Annotated in this window: 12 protein-coding genes; 2 read left to right on the top strand and 10 right to left on the bottom strand. The window is 42.4% G+C overall.

Annotated elements, in window-relative coordinates:
• Positions 1-38: 38 nt before the first annotated feature.
• From DLD82_RS10975 to hcp, 5 genes are read right to left on the bottom strand one after another with little or no spacing between them, the layout of a single operon-like run.
• Entirely contained in the window at positions 39-533 is a 495-nt protein-coding gene (locus DLD82_RS10975; RefSeq protein ID WP_109941169.1) for an HD domain-containing protein, read from the bottom strand.
• Between the two features lie 42 nt (positions 534-575).
• Positions 576-737 carry a rubredoxin gene (locus DLD82_RS10970; protein ID WP_109941168.1) on the bottom strand — a complete coding sequence of 54 codons (162 nt, stop codon included), beginning with the start codon at positions 735-737 and terminating at the stop codon, positions 576-578.
• 5 nt (positions 738-742) lie between these two features.
• Positions 743-1,027, bottom strand: a complete 285-nt coding sequence (locus DLD82_RS10965) for an aldolase (protein ID WP_109941167.1) — start codon at positions 1,025-1,027, stop codon at positions 743-745.
• A complete protein-coding gene (locus DLD82_RS10960) occupies positions 1,024-1,404 on the bottom strand; it encodes a cupin domain-containing protein (protein WP_109941188.1) in 381 nt (126 codons plus the stop codon). The genes DLD82_RS10965 and DLD82_RS10960 overlap by 4 nt, the downstream gene beginning before the upstream one ends.
• Positions 1,405-1,451: 47 nt before the next feature.
• On the bottom strand, positions 1,452-3,068 hold the full coding sequence (gene hcp / locus DLD82_RS10955; protein WP_109941166.1) for a hydroxylamine reductase: 1,617 nt from the start codon (positions 3,066-3,068) through the stop codon (positions 1,452-1,454).
• Between the two features lie 85 nt (positions 3,069-3,153).
• On the opposite strand from hcp, the gene DLD82_RS10950 reads away from it, so the two are divergent.
• Positions 3,154-3,513: a winged helix-turn-helix transcriptional regulator gene (locus tag DLD82_RS10950; protein WP_109941187.1), complete on the top strand. Its 360-nt coding sequence runs from the start codon at positions 3,154-3,156 to the stop codon at positions 3,511-3,513.
• Positions 3,514-4,230: 717 nt separating this feature from the next.
• Here DLD82_RS10950 and DLD82_RS10945 read toward each other — a convergent pair.
• From DLD82_RS10945 to DLD82_RS18250, 5 genes are all read right to left on the bottom strand, one after another.
• A complete protein-coding gene (locus DLD82_RS10945) occupies positions 4,231-8,928 on the bottom strand; it encodes a PKD domain-containing protein (RefSeq protein ID WP_146199763.1) in 4,698 nt (1,565 codons plus the stop codon).
• Between the two features lie 413 nt (positions 8,929-9,341).
• On the bottom strand, positions 9,342-9,911 hold the full coding sequence (locus tag DLD82_RS10940) for a hypothetical protein (RefSeq protein ID WP_109941164.1): 570 nt from the start codon (positions 9,909-9,911) through the stop codon (positions 9,342-9,344).
• Positions 9,908-10,069: a hypothetical protein gene (locus tag DLD82_RS18610; protein ID WP_181391383.1), complete on the bottom strand. Its 162-nt coding sequence runs from the start codon at positions 10,067-10,069 to the stop codon at positions 9,908-9,910. Before DLD82_RS18610 ends, DLD82_RS10940 begins: the two co-directional genes overlap by 4 nt.
• Before the next feature lie 503 nt (positions 10,070-10,572).
• Positions 10,573-11,235, bottom strand: coding sequence for an IPT/TIG domain-containing protein (locus tag DLD82_RS10935; protein ID WP_181391382.1), 663 nt, complete (start codon positions 11,233-11,235; stop codon positions 10,573-10,575).
• A 191-nt stretch (positions 11,236-11,426) separates the two neighbouring features.
• Positions 11,427-12,278 carry an IPT/TIG domain-containing protein gene (locus DLD82_RS18250; RefSeq protein WP_146199761.1) on the bottom strand — a complete coding sequence of 284 codons (852 nt, stop codon included), beginning with the start codon at positions 12,276-12,278 and terminating at the stop codon, positions 11,427-11,429.
• Positions 12,279-12,595: 317 nt separating this feature from the next.
• Here DLD82_RS18250 and DLD82_RS18605 point away from each other — a divergent pair, with 317 nt between their 5' ends.
• On the top strand, positions 12,596-12,769 hold the full coding sequence (locus DLD82_RS18605) for a hypothetical protein (protein ID WP_181391381.1): 174 nt from the start codon (positions 12,596-12,598) through the stop codon (positions 12,767-12,769).
• The last annotated feature ends 9 nt before the right edge of the window (positions 12,770-12,778 follow it).

The raw sequence follows: 12,778 nt of genomic DNA, 5'->3' as shown, positions 1-12,778 counted from the left end.
TGAAACCGGACAGATTATTGAGAAAAGAGGATAATAAATCAGGGGGATTTTAACGGGTACATCCCTTCCAGTAACCGGATTCCGGATTCGGTTCTGAATATCTTATCCCTGATATTCCTGACCGAGTCATCCCGGACCAAATCTTCAAAGATATTCACAAGAAAATCTGCTTCCACCAGGATCTGAAAGTCATTGCCATCAATTTTTGAATAGGAATGATGATTGCCGATTATGAAACAGACCCGGTCAATAATCGTATCATCCAGGTCATACCTAACTAAAATTTCCCTGGCAACCAACGGGCCTTCCTGTTCCTGGTATTTTCCGGATGAAGACTGAAACTTTCGTTCAGCCTCTTTTATTCCAATATCATGCAGGAGTGCAGTAATACCAACGATCAGGTCTTCCCGCTCATCAGTTCCTGACTCTTTCGAGATAAGCGAGGCAAAACAGAAGACCTTGAGAGCATGATTGATCCGTTTCACATCACCCTCAAAATATCGGATCATATCCCTCATAATTGCATGAATCATGGTGATCCCCCAAACTTTTCAAGATCAAAAAAGAGAGTATGGTCAGGAGACGATCTCAAACACTTCCTTTCCTTCCTGACATAACGGGCAGAGCCAGTCGTCCGGAAGGTCATCGAATGAGGTTCCGGGAGGAATGCCGGCCTTTTCGTCACCCTTTGCCGGATCATATACATATCCGCAGATTGTGCATTCATATGAGTCCATTTATATCATTCCTTCTGTTTATACCGTTCATTATAGACACAAAACAGGGCATCAGTATACATATCTGTCATCTTTGTGGGGATATAATTGAGAACCTTCGCCCGTGTTAAGAGTTCAGATTTAATATCCCGGTCACTATGCAGGTGGAGGGCTCTGACCTCATCCAGGATAAAATCAAGCTGATTAATCCCGGTAGGCTTTCCATTGACCTCAATACAACCAATCTTTGTATCCTGCGGGATGATACCCCCGCAGACCTTGCAGTAGACCCCGTCCTTCTCATCGCTCATGACTCTTTCTCCCGGATCATCGTCAGGGACATCTTAAACCGGGTAACAGCACTCAGAGCATGGGGAACTCCTGCCGGAAAGATAATGGTGTCTCCTTCTTTCATCTGGTGTGTTACTCCTGAAATCCAGACCTCACATTCCCCGTCAAGGATGGTCACTACCGCATCAAAAGGAGCGGTGTGCTCAGAAAGTCCTTCGTCCTCGTCAAAGGAGAAGAGCGTGAGTGAACCAGCTTTCGTATTGACAATCATCCGGCTCGCAACCGTACCGTCCTGGTAATCTACCAGATCTTTAAGACTGATGACTTTCGCCCTGAGTTCATCCCGCTTTTTCCCGGGGTTTTCAGTTTTTTTAAGTGTTTCGGCATTGAATTCCATTTGTATCACCATACGAGGAGAGGCTATGTTATGGCTGTATAAAGTATTCAGGCGGGAACCATCCGCTCAATGTCTTCTTCAACCGTGCTGATGTTTCCGATGTTAAAGGTATCGACCAGAACCTTCAGCACTCCCGGAGAGACAAACCCGGGAAGTTTCGGGCCAAGGGTGATGTTTTTAACACCGAGTGAAAGGAGGGCAAGCAGGACCAGTACTGCCTTCTGTTCATACCAGGCGATGTTGTACGAAACCGGCAGTTCGTTGATTCCAACACCGAATGCTTCTGCAAGAGCCTGTGCGATGACAACCAGCGAATAACAGTCATTACACTGTCCGGCATCAATCACCCGGGGGATTCCTCCGATGGTTCCAAGGTCCAGGTAATTATACCGGTACTTGGCACATCCGGCGGTGAGGATTACGGTGTCTTTTGGAAGAGCCTTTGCAAATTCTGTATAATATTTCCGTTCGCCACGGCGACCGTCACATCCGGCCATCACGATGAACCGCCTGATATCTCCTTTTTTGACCGCTTCGATGACTGTGCCGGCAATCGCGAGTACTGCATCATGAGCACAGCCGGTTATCAGATCACGACCGTTGGTTCCGGGGTCGAGCGGTGGCGGGCAGGTTTTTGCATGTTCGATGACCTTTGAGAAGTCTTTTGTTCCGTTCGCCGATTTTGCAATGTGCTTTACTCCCGGATACCCTGCAGGTCCGGTGGTGTAGATCTTGTCTTTGTACGAGTCCTTTGGCGGGACGATACAATTTGTTGTCACTACTATCGGGCCATTGAACTTCTCGAAGTCCTCTTTCTGATGCCACCAGGATGAACCATAATTCCCGACAAGGTGAGAGTATTTCTTCAGTTCCGGGTAGGCATTTGCCGGGAGCATCTCTCCATGAGTGTAGATATCAACACCACTATCCTTTGACTGCTCCAGGAGCTGATCAAGGTCCCGAAGGTCATGACCGGTGATAAGAATACCAGGGTTTGTTCCCACGGTTGTTTTTACTGAGGTTATCTCCGGACTTCCATACGTCTTTGTGTTTGCAGAATCAAGCAGGGCAAGAACTTTCACCCCGACCGACCCGCATTCAAGGACCAGGGCGGTCATTTTATCAGCCGGAAGGTCCTGGATGGTGGAAGCAAGCCCCTTCTGCATGAATATTACAATTTCTTCATCAGTATAGCCAAGGGTCTCAGCATGATGGTAGTAGGCTGCAAGTCCTTTCAGGCCAAAGACCAGCATAGCCCGAAGGGAATGAACATCATCGTTCACATTTGCAAGGTCTGCAATCTCCTTTGCCTTCGCTTCGATATCAGCATCGCTTTTTGGCGTCCAGGTGCATGCATCAGGCTCATTATCTCCGGACTTCGGGAGAGAGTCCCTTATTGCAATCGCCTGGTTGATCATCTCCCTGAGCCGCTTGTCATCAAAGTTAGTATTGGTCAGGGTGGCAAACAGGGCATCTGTGATGAGTGCCCCGGCGTCTTTGTTTCCGGCTCCTTTTTCCATAGCGGCTAAATTTCGGATTGAGATTCCTTTGCAGATATAGAGAAGAACATCCTGTACTCCTGCGGTATGATCCTCTTTCCCGCAGACACCTTTTACCGTGCAACCGGTTCCCCGGGCTGTTTCTTCACATTGATAACAGAACATGGTCATCATCCTCGAATATAGAAAGTATACACGATATCCTATGTATATCAAGTTATTAATAGTTGTGAGTATCAGAAAGTATACTGTGCAAGCTAACTGTACCGTCAACCTGACAGTTCAATACCTGGCGAAGAAATGGACTCTCCTGATAATCCTTGAGTTATACAAGGGAGAAAATTATACCCGCAGGTTCTCTGAATTAAAAGATAGTCTTGAAGGTATCACCCCGAAGATCCTTTCTGAGCGGCTTAAGGAATTGGAAGACGAAAAAATTGTCTCCAAAACGATTGATACCTCTTCATTTCCGGTAAAATGTGAATATACCCTGACAGAAAGTGGTCTTGACCTGATTGAGATTATTCGGACAATAAAAACCTGGGCACTGAAATGGAAGATTGATAATATTCCCTGTGGAAAGCAGGACTGTAAGGACTGCGTTCTTTGATACAGGTGAGCTTCCTGATAGTAATAATTCATTGAAATCCGGACATATTACCATATCACTTAGCCAGACCTATAAAACCATACGAATAGGTTTCTGAATACGTCCAATTTTCACTTAATTCATGAAAATATCGACAATTTTTACCATAGAATTACCCTTTTGATAAATCTCACCTAATTGACCTTCTTTCGATGATTAAACCATATTATTCATTTTCTCATGGGGTCACCATTATTACTCAATACTGAGTTGATACAAGATAAGGTAGTAATCCGGATCCCCTGTTTTAAGTGCATTGGTGAGAAACAACCAACCCACGTAAATGCGGACTGTGATTAGTTAATAAATTTCTTAAATTTTTTTAAATATTGGATGCATGCATGCTCAATTGGCGCCGGAATGAATTTTTTTAAGTGATCTATCAAAAAATAGAGGACCAGTTTTTTAAGGTGATAACAAGAACAGATTATCTCATTAGAATAGTCCGGAAAAACTCATTTACACCTAAATTGAATATGAATTCTTTACAGTCCGAATCATCACCCATATAATTCAAATATCCTAATTCAGAGGTATGCCAGTGCTAAAAAGCTATGGTATCGGTGATTACGCAAGTGTTCATTGTTACTTGAATAAAAACATATGATATTCCATTTGTTAAGGAGGTTTGAATTGGATAATAAAATTTGCGAGAAAAAAATTGTCTCAAAAAAGTAATTATTTCCAGGGATTAGTGAAATTTATTCGATTTAATATCGGATATAATTCAAAAGAAAGATCTTCATCTGTTTTTTGAATTGTAGATGGGTTCCGATTTCCGGTAGAATGGATAATATTCTTCTTAATAATCATATCAGTGGAGTATTGATTTTGCACAATGAGTCTTACGGTGTATTTTCCCGGACGAACATAGGTATGGATGGGATTTTGTAGAGTTGAAATTTTTCCATCACCAAAAAACCAAAGCCATTTTGTGGGTGATCCTGTTGATGTATCGGTGAAATGAATAGTAAAAGGGACAGAGCCGGATTCTTTGTCTGTGGTAAAGTGAGCAGAAACTTTCTCCAGGATATATTTTGTATTCAGTTTTAAAACGTGATTTGACATGATATGGTAAAATGTATACGTGTTTCCATTCTCAAGAGTCACCGGTGTCCCATCCACGGTAATACTTTCTATTTCAGCACCCGGCAACACCAGGAATAAAAATACTTTATTGGTCCCTGCCCTGGCTTTCACCGGACCTGAAGGAATGATTCTCCCGTATTTATCCGATATCGTGGTGATTGTGTAAAATTTTTGATGAGATGGGATTATTGTCAAAGCATCGTTTTTACGCCCGGAAAGACCGGTTGTCAGGTTCGTGACAGAGAGATTGTACACTCCGGTTGTAACGGTTTTCAAATCCAGATTTGGAACTATCAACTTATCATTCCTGATGATTGCAACTTTCGTCAGGTATACGGAGCCATTTTTCGTGAGATCTACCTGTTCACCTCCAAAGAAATTCTGACCTGATATATGCAGGGTGATGGTACTTCCCTGAGTGGCAGATTCAGGAGAGACTCCTGATATTACCGGTGTGAGGCCAATGGGTTTGAATTGAGCATTGATTGTATGGTTTGCCGTTATGTTTACGAATGTGTAATTTTGTACTGGTCCAAGGCTGAAATTGTCCGAGATTATGTCGTAGATTTGATATTGCGAGTCGGGCGTCATTACAAATGTCTGGTTTGATCCGGACAGTGTCCGGACTGTTCCGGATGGATCTATTGTTCCTCCCGTTGTAACAGTGGCATTGATAAAATATTCAGCAGGCAAAACGGTGAATGTGACATTTTCAGTGCTGGTGCTGTCATCCTGCTGTACAATTACCTGCCAGGGGCCGGTCCGGGTTTGTGACGGGATGGTGAGGTCTCCTGTTATATGGTTTTCAGATTCAACAAGAAGGTCAGTGAGGTAGAGGTTTTCTTTCGATCCAGACAGGGTTACCCGGCTATTGGCTGCCCCGGTATCAAATATCCCGGAGAGGTTGTAAATCCTGACAGTAGTTCCGGCCCTGCCACTTTCGGGCTTTATTCCGGTGACACTGATTCTGGTTTGTCCGGATTCGTACTTTTCAGCGGTGTACATTTCCAATCTGGGAGATTCGAATGATAGAACCCGGGTATCCGGATTATAAGTTACACCTTCGGGCATAGTGTCCCATCTGGTAATGTCATAGGTAATATCTCCGGATTCGTTGATTATCCGGAGATTGAATGGATCAGGTCCTGATATGCCATCAAGAGATATCATGACCGGATATGGTCCCTGTGTTCCGGTTGTGATGGTAATCCCGCCTGAATTAATCAGGTTACTTGAGCTTTCTGTAGTTCCGATTTTTCCCTGTCCTCCCAGAATTCCTGCAGGACTTGTTATTGTTACATTATAACCGCTGGCCTGGTCTAATTTAATTCCATATCCTGTTTTTCCCTGGACCGTTATGTTATCAATTATTACTTCTCCTGTCCCCGAGGTGGAAGTGGTACCGGTAAGGTAGATTCCATGAATTCCCCCGGTTATTGATGAGCCGATTGGCCGGGTCTGTTCACTATCTGATGAGCGAATCATACTGGTTATTACGACCGGATCAATGGTGCATCCCGGACATGTCAGGCTACATGTTGCTCCTCCCTGTCCATACACTCCGTATTCTTGACCGGTTATCGATGATTCGGTCATGGATCCCACAATATGACTGCCACTCCATGCGGTAATGCCACTATTTCTGTTTGATCCAGTCCCGCTTTCTGTCCCGGAACCATCTATATGAATCCTGTTTCCATTCAGGGTAAGTGAAGCAGTGCTGCCACTCATTTCAATTCCACTGAACGGTCCGGTTACGTTTACTCCTTTTCCATTTGATCCGGTAATGGTAAGAACCGGACTTCTGGATTGGGCTTGTTGAAGTATTCCAAGGCCATATCCTGATTTTAGTTTACCGGTAAGCTGTGTCCCCCAGTTATCATTTATTCCACAGCCGGTGTAGGTTTTCAGCCAGGGGTTCGGGTTATTGGTTCCGATGATCTCCACATTTGAATCGACTATATGAAGGGCCGGTACATTTTCTGCCTGAACATTCACATTTACCAGTTTGACGTTACTATACCCGGACGTTACCTTGATCCCTGCTGCCCCGGTTTCTGCCTTAATGAGCGGAGCATAGGTATTGGTGATGGTGTTTACCGGTCGCTGGTCAGCATTTGGTGAGGTTGAAAGATCAATTCCGTTTATAGTGACATTTGATGCCTGGATGAGAATACCGAATTGTGCCTTTGTTGTGAAACTTTTGAGAAGATGGAATTCTTTGGGATTATCCACGGTTCCGCCTTTTGTTATCTTAAAGTATGAATTATCCTTTCCTCCAAAGTCACACCATCCGTATCCTTGGGTAGAGAGGTACTGACCATCAAAAGTATTCATCAATGACGGATTGATGGTGAGTGGTGTGTTGCCTGGATTTGGAGCGGTGATGGTAAATCCGTTTGTGAGTGTACCGGAGCCTCCATCCGGGTTAGTTACCATGACATTCCACTGGCCTGCCGATTTTCCGGAGAGTGGAAGCTGGCAGGTTATCTGAGAGGAAGATAGGACCTGGACAGAGGTTGCAATAATATCGGATTGTCCGGGTCTTGTCAATCTGACCGCTGCACCATTTTCAAACAGGGTTCCGGAGAGGCTTGTGATGCTCACCGTTCCGGTGTTTAGTCCACTAGCCGGGGTAATTCCGGTAACGGTGAGAAGACTGGGCGTATTAATAAAAAATCCATCTGTAAGAGTTCCGTTCTGCCCATCCTGGTTTGTCACGGTTATATTCCAGTATCCGGGTTCTGCACCGGTGATCGGCAGGGTGCAGGTGATGAGTGAGGGGTATACAACCGATACATCGATTGCGTTTATTGTTGTTTGTCCAGGTTTCGTGAGAGCTACCGTTGCACCTGATGTGAAATATCTCCCGGAGAGGTTTGTAATGGGTACTGGGCCGGTGTTTTCCCCGGAACTCGGGATTATTCCGGTTACCTCCGGTGGAGGAGCGGTGATGGTAAATCCGTTTATGAGCGTTCCGTTCTGTCCATCTGTATTTGTTACGGTTATATTCCATGCTCCGGGTTCTGCTCCGGTGATAGGTAACGTGCAGGTGATGAGTGATGATGAGATAACGGATACATTTGTTGCACTAATTGGTGTTAGTCCGGTTTTCGTGAGGACTACGATTGAATTTGGCAGGAAGTTACTGCCGGAGAGGTTTGTAATGGGTACTGGGCCGGTGTTTTCCCCGGAGCTCGGGATTATTCCGGTTACCTCTGGTGGAGGAGCGGTGATGGTAAATCCGTTTATGAGTGTTCCATTCTGACCGTCCGTGTTAGTAACCGTCACATTCCAGGGTCCGGGTTCTGCTCCGGTGATAGGTAGCGTGCAGGTGATGAGTGATGATGAGATAACGGATACATTTGTTGCATTAATCGTTGTTTGTCCGGTTTTCGTGAGGGATACGGTTGCACCTGATGAGAAGTTACTACCTGATAGGGTTGTTATGTTCACCGGTCCGGTGTTCTCCCCAGAATTCGGAGTGATACCGGTAACGACTGGCTGATTAAGTATCGTAAATCCGTTTGTGAGAGTTACCGTCTTCCCGTCATGATTTTGAAGAGTAATATTCCACTGGCCGGGTTCTGCACCGGTAATCGGCAGAGTACAGGAGACCCGGGATGAGGAGATGAGAAGAACGGAGTTTGCATTGATACTTGACTGGCCTGATTTTGAAAGGGTGACCGTAAGGTCCGAGTCTGTCATGCTCATGTAATTTGATCCGGTGATGTTTACCGAAATTGAAGCAGAATTCTCTCCGGTTGCCGGGTAAATGGCGTCTATTACCGGAGCAGGATGATCATATATCCAGGATAGTCCGGCCTTGTCGGGATCTGAAAGGGTGATGAGGTTCCAGTTTTCAAGAGTAGGATCTCTTGAATAATACATAACTTTGTTTATTGAATGAATATCATTTGGATAAGGACTATTTAGATTTCCACAGAGATCCCGGAGATGTAACCAATGTCCGAATTCATGGAGCATTACAGACTGTAAGTTTGCTGTGGTTTCATTTGCAGTGGTGGCGCTCCAATTCTGAGTTGAGTTTATTATTATGTCAGCTTCTATGATTTGTTGATCAGTACCCTGATATGTTACTGATGAGGCAAATTGGCCATCTGTTAAAGGACCAAAATAAATAAGACTGACTCCATCATTTTCTTTTTCTGTTTTTGTACTAACTCCATTATAATGTAGATGAAACTTTGAAGGAACAACGGCATTCCATGAATCTGCTGCCGCATTTATCGCGTTGAGAAAATCAGTGTTAATATTAGCATTCACAAAATAAGAGATATTATTTGAGTTCCATTTTTCTCGTGCAAATGAAAAAGGGACAGTAAAAGGATATTTCTCACTTATTTGGTTTTCATCTGTTCTTACATAGATATATCCACTACTAACTGGAAAAGGTTTATCCTCCCAATTTTCTTTTAAATAACCGAATGGTACATTCACCTCAATCCGGGTGTCTGTCCAGTTAATTATCTCATTTTTATTATAATCTGTGTTCTGTCTTCCGGAAGCAAAATAATCCGGATACTCCTTATTATATCCAGAATAAAAAGCAATGTCTGCTGTAGAATAATTTGAACTTTTATTTCCAAAATTCGTCCCTAATATGGTTAATTGTGTCTTTGTTCCTGCTGAACCTTCATTTGGGGTAATAATTGTGATTTCAGGAACTGATGTTGTTGTTAAAATTCCTTTTTTTTTTGCTCTCGCTCATATTGTGCTGCATATGACATATCCATTAATTCTATCGGTAACCCCTTTTCAGCTTTATCGATTGCTGTTTTAAGTTCATCGATAGAACGTATGCTATTTTTGAACTTATAATATCTTCCTTTTCCAGATAAATCCCAATTATTCAGGAAATAGATACCTTCAAATGAATCATCGGGTTTTGGTCTTGGACAAATTTCATTATAACAGGTTGTTTCATTATTAATGGTTCCCCCAAATTGATATTCGTCAATTATCATTCCCTCTGTAATATTGGAATTGTTATTCTGTTTCAGAATCTCCTTAATATATATCTTACCTTCAGTCTGTACAGGAATAGTAGATCCATTAATGATAAGCGATTTTCCATCATACAAGGTTCCCTGAACGATTAAATCGGCCCTTCGAATATCCTCATAAAATTGGTAATCTAAATCACTCATCCCCATCTTATCTCCAAAAGAAATTTGCGAAGCTTCTATGTAGGGGATAAACAGAATGATAATAAGGAAAAATAGTAAACCTAACGTTATATTCTTCATAATGCCTCCGGACATGTATTTTCCCGGGTCTTTCTGACAGAACTTCCGGGCAGGAAATTATTTTTCAGTCCATGGAGAGAGACATAATAACCAACAATGTTACGAGAGATAAAATCGGTACAATTATTTACCTTCATCCGGAATTTGTTTTGTTTCATGAAAATACCCTTTTCGTGTGCCTGGTCCAGTCAAATAATATCCCAGCTCCCCACCTGCCGGTAATCATACTTGTATCTTCTCATTGATAAATCAATAAACAACCCAAAAATGGAAGATAAATCGAAACATGTATATTTCATATGATTTATGAATAAGATAACCCAGGCATTAATATCATCAAATTTCTTTAACCTTTAATCAATCAGAAGTAAATTTTGCTGTATTTATTGTATTCGTTATCCGGACATACTCAAGGTGTTTGTTTTCTTTTTTGCCTGGATATAGTATATCCGGACAAATTATCATCTTTCTTCTCCGGTTCTAACATTGATAAATTTATAAATCAAAAACAGGTTCCGGAATCCGGTGGGGTAGGAAAGGGAAAAGAGGATTGTTTTCGGGATTTTCAGTCTGACCGTTGCACCTTTTTCAAACAGGGTTCCGGATAGGCTTGTGATGCTCACGGTTCCGTTGTTTAGTCCACTAGCCGGGGTAATTCCGGTTACCTCTGATGGAGGAGTGATGATGAGATAACGGATACATTTGTTGCATTAATCGTTGTTTGTCCGGTTTTCGTGAGGGCTACGGTTGCACCTGATGAGAAGTTACTGCCTGATAGGGTTGTTATGTTCACCGGTCCGGTGTTCTCCCCGGAATTCGGAGTGATACCGGTAACGACTGGCTGATTAAGTATCGTAAATCTGTTTGTGAGAGTTACCGTCTTCCCGTCATGATGTTGAAGAGTGACATCCCACTGGCCTGGTTCTGCACCGGTTATCGGCAGGGTACAGGAAACCCGGGATGAGGAGATGAGAAGAACGGAGTTTGCATTGATACTTGACTGGCCTGATTTTGAAAGGGTGACCGAAAGGTCAGAGTCTGTCATGCTCATGTAGTTTGATCCGGTGATGTTTACCGAAATTGAAGCAGAATTCTCTCCGGTTGCCGGGTAAATGGCATTTATTACCGGAGCAGGGTGATCATATATCCAGGATAATCCGGCCTTGTCGGGATCAGAAAGAGTGACGAGGTTCCAGTTTCCAAGAGATGTTCTTTTTTCATAAAACATGACTTTTTGTACCGGTGAAATGTCACTTTTATACGGAGTATCCAAATCCCCATAGAGGTCCCGGAGGTTTAACCAGTGACCGAATTCATGGAGCATTAACGCCTGTAAATTATTTATAGGAGGATTAGTTGAGGTAGCGCTCCAATCTAGACTTGAATTGATCACTGTGTCTACCTCAATGATATGATGGTCAATTTGATCATCATGTATATATGTGGTTCCTAAAACATCCCCTTCTTCAAATGGGAAAAAATATATTAAATTAATTCCATCTTCACCATATGAGGTCAATGAAGAGTTTCCGGAAAAGTTAAAAAAAAATTGGTGGGAGCAATGGCATTCCATGAATCTGCTGCTGCATTAATAGCGTTGAGAAAATCTGAATTATTATCAGCATTCACAACATAAGAGATAGTATTCGAGTTCCATTTTCTTCGCCCAAATGAAAAGGGAACGGAGAAAGGGTATTTTTCACTGGACTCTTCTTCATCTGTTCTTACATAAATATAACCGCTACTAGTTGGAAAGGGGACATATTCTTTCTCTATTAATAATAAACCTGATGGTACGTTCACCTCAATCCTGGTATCTGTCCAATTAATAATTTCATTTGGATTATAATTAGGTTCCTGCCTTCCGGAAGCATAATATTCAAGATAATTATCATCATGCCCAGAAAAGAAAATTACATCTGCATTCGAATATGGGGATTGTTTTTCTCCAAAACCTGTACCATTTATTGTTAACTTGGTATTTGTTCCTCCTGATCCAATACTTGGAGTAATATTGGTGATTTCAGGAACAGCAGTTGTTGATACAATTCCTTTTTTTTGCCGTTCTCTCTCATCCTGCGCAGCAATTGACATATCCAATAATTTTATCGGTAACCCCTTTTCGGCATTCGCGATTGCAGGTATAATTTCATCAATAGAGCGCGAACTTGATTTGAATTTATAATATCGCCCTTTTCCCCATGGATCCCAATTTCCTAGGAAATATATCCCTTCAAATGTTTCATCAGGCACAGGTATGGGACAAATATTTCCAGCACAAGTTGTTTTATTATCGACAGTTCCCCCAAATACATATTCTTCGATCGTCATTCCTTCTGTGATATTGGAAGTATTACTTTGTTTCAATATCTTTTTGATATATATTTTTCCTTCTGTCTGAATTGGTAGTGGGGAAGAGTTATTTATAATAGATTTTTGATCAAACAGGATTCCCTGAACGATTAAATCCGCACTCCGAATATCCTCATAAAAATGGTAATCCAGACTACTCATCCCCATGGTATCCCCAATGATATCTGCTGAAACGACTGCACCGGAGAAGAATGGAATGAAAAAAAGGCAAAATACCAAACCTAACGTTATATTCTTCATAATGTCTCCGGCCATGTATTTTCCTGAGTCTTTTTGACTGAATTTCCGGTTAGGAAATTACTTTTCAGTCCATGGACAGGAACATAATAACCAATTATGCTACAATAGATAAAATCGGTACAATTATCTACCTTCATCCGGAATTTGTTTTGTTTCATGAAAATACCCTTTTCGAGTGCCTGATCCAGTCAATTGATACCTCGGCCCCCCACCTGCCGGTAACGAACCTTAGTTCTTCTCATTGATAAAGTAAT

Source organism: Methanospirillum stamsii (assembly GCF_003173335.1).
In the GTDB taxonomy this organism is placed as follows: domain Archaea; phylum Halobacteriota; class Methanomicrobia; order Methanomicrobiales; family Methanospirillaceae; genus Methanospirillum; species Methanospirillum stamsii.
The sequence above is the reverse complement of the archived record's forward strand: the minus strand, read 5'-3'. Positions and strand labels throughout refer to the sequence as shown.

Excerpts from the sequence above, each read along its gene's own strand:
- DLD82_RS10975 (WP_109941169.1), bottom strand. The coding sequence starts at position 533 with ATGATTCATGCAATTATGAGGGATATGATCCGATATTTTGAGGGTGAT.
- DLD82_RS10970 (WP_109941168.1), bottom strand. The coding sequence starts at position 737 with ATGGACTCATATGAATGCACAATCTGCGGATATGTATATGATCCGGCA.
- DLD82_RS10965 (WP_109941167.1), bottom strand. The coding sequence starts at position 1,027 with ATGAGCGATGAGAAGGACGGGGTCTACTGCAAGGTCTGCGGGGGTATC.
- DLD82_RS10960 (WP_109941188.1), bottom strand. The coding sequence starts at position 1,404 with ATGGAATTCAATGCCGAAACACTTAAAAAAACTGAAAACCCCGGGAAA.
- hcp (WP_109941166.1), bottom strand. The coding sequence starts at position 3,068 with ATGTTCTGTTATCAATGTGAAGAAACAGCCCGGGGAACCGGTTGCACG.
- DLD82_RS10940 (WP_109941164.1), bottom strand. The coding sequence starts at position 9,911 with ATGAAGAATATAACGTTAGGTTTACTATTTTTCCTTATTATCATTCTG.
- DLD82_RS18610 (WP_181391383.1), bottom strand. The coding sequence starts at position 10,069 with ATGAAACAAAACAAATTCCGGATGAAGGTAAATAATTGTACCGATTTT.
- DLD82_RS10935 (WP_181391382.1), bottom strand. The coding sequence starts at position 11,235 with ATGCTCCATGAATTCGGTCACTGGTTAAACCTCCGGGACCTCTATGGG.
- DLD82_RS18605 (WP_181391381.1), top strand. The coding sequence starts at position 12,596 with ATGGACAGGAACATAATAACCAATTATGCTACAATAGATAAAATCGGT.